Origin of the sequence: Ferruginibacter sp. (genome assembly GCF_031430955.1) — a bacterium.
In the GTDB taxonomy this organism is placed as follows: Bacteria; Bacteroidota; Bacteroidia; order Chitinophagales; family Chitinophagaceae; genus Ferruginibacter.
Genome location: NZ_JANPCM010000223.1, coordinates 1 through 1,758 on the forward strand (window position 1 = coordinate 1; position 1,758 = coordinate 1,758).

The following is a 1,758-nucleotide window of genomic DNA, read 5'->3' on the forward strand; positions in this document are numbered from 1 at the left end:
ATATTCAGCAATACATTACAAGATGTTACGGATCGCTTACTACTTTTAATGTGCTGTTTAAAAATAAAGAGCAGTGGTTTGTGGGAGAAAAAAGTGGTAGTGAGTAAAATACGCTTTCAATTTTTCACCCGCCACTCCTGCGGCGTTACACCATACTCCTGTTTAAATATTCTTGCAAAATAGCCGGGGTCGCTGTAGCCACAATCTAATGCTATAAAAGCAATACTGTTAGCAGGGTACTTCAACAGTTCTTTAGCTTTGTTTAAACGGATGATACGGATAAATTTATTAGGCGAACAGCCTGTTAGCGCATCTAATTTACGATGCAGTTGAGAGTGGCTCATAAAAACCAGTTTGCACAATTGCTCTACGGTAAAGTTGGTATCTTTTAAATGTTGTTCTACTGCTTCCCGTACTTTTTTTACAAAGATGTCTTCAATTTTATTTTCTGTAATTATTTCTTCCGCATTTATTTCTGGTGGTGATGCATAATTGTTTAACCCTGCTTTTTTAAGATAATATTGTTGCAAATTTTTTCGCAGCTCCAGTAATTTTTTTATGCGAATTAATAATTCTTCCCGGTTAAAAGGTTTTTGCAGGTACACATCGGCCCCCTGTTGCAACCCTTCTATTTTACTTTCCATATCCGCTTTTGCAGTAAGCATAATAATGGGGATGTGACTGGTATATTCATCATTACGAAGTTGCCGGCACAATTCAAACCCATCCACAAAAGGCATCATAACATCGGTAATAATTAAATCAGGAATTATTTCTGATGCTATTTCAAAACCTTCTCTTCCATCTTTACCTACAGCCAGGCGGTAATCGGGCAGGCATGATGCCGTGTAGGCCACAACGTCAGCATTATCTTCCACCAGTAATATCAATGGTTTTTGCCTGCTTTCATTTTCATCAGCAAAAGTTATTCTGCTTGTTGTTTCTGTAATTATTCTTTGCGGATAAACATCTTTTAAATCAGGATGTACAACTGCATCTTCAGTTGCAGGCAATTTTTTCAACGGCAATGCTACGGTAAATTCGCTTCCCTTATTAGCACCTGTTGGCGGGCTCTTCACTGTTATTTCCCCTTCCATTAATTTTACCAGCTCTTTAGTAAGTGCCAGGCCAATACCGGTGCCTTCGGTTTTTCTTGTATGACTGTTATCTAATTGATAAAACCTGTCGAAGATATGCAGCAGCTGACTTTCCGGAATACCGATGCCGGTATCTTTTACTTTAATAATCAGTACTGCTGTATTGGTATCTTGCTGTATAATATTTTCACTAACACGGATGTAGATATTTCCTTTTTCGGGTGTAAATTTTAAGGCGTTAGATAATAAGTTGGCAACGATCTGCCTTATTTTTTCGGGGTCGTATGCCATGTGCAAAGCATCCATTTCAGCTAAAAAATGCAATTGTTTTTTCTGGCTTTCGGCAAGCGAATGAAAAGATTCTACAACATACCGGAGAAAATTAATTACATCACCATTTACCAACTGCAACTGCATCTTACCCGTTTCCAGTTTGGAAAGGTCCAGCATTTCATTTACCAGGTTTAATAAACTTTGCCCGTTGCGAATAATCATATCTACACCATTTTGCAAATGCGCAGACGGATTACTTTTAACCTGCTGCGCCATACCCAGTATAACAGTTAGCGGGGTACGAAATTCGTGGGTAATGTTTGTATAGAGCTGTGTTTTTACTGTATCCAATTCTTTTACTCTTTTAGCTTCCCGCTGTTCGAAATTT

The 1,758-nt window shown here is 38.2% G+C and carries 1 protein-coding gene; it reads right to left on the bottom strand.

Annotated features, from left to right (window positions below):
* Positions 1 to 116: 116 nt before the first annotated feature.
* A partial coding sequence (locus ACY65O_RS06335; RefSeq protein ID WP_462220011.1) for a hybrid sensor histidine kinase/response regulator transcription factor occupies positions 117 to 1,758 on the bottom strand: 1,642 nt, incomplete at its 5' end.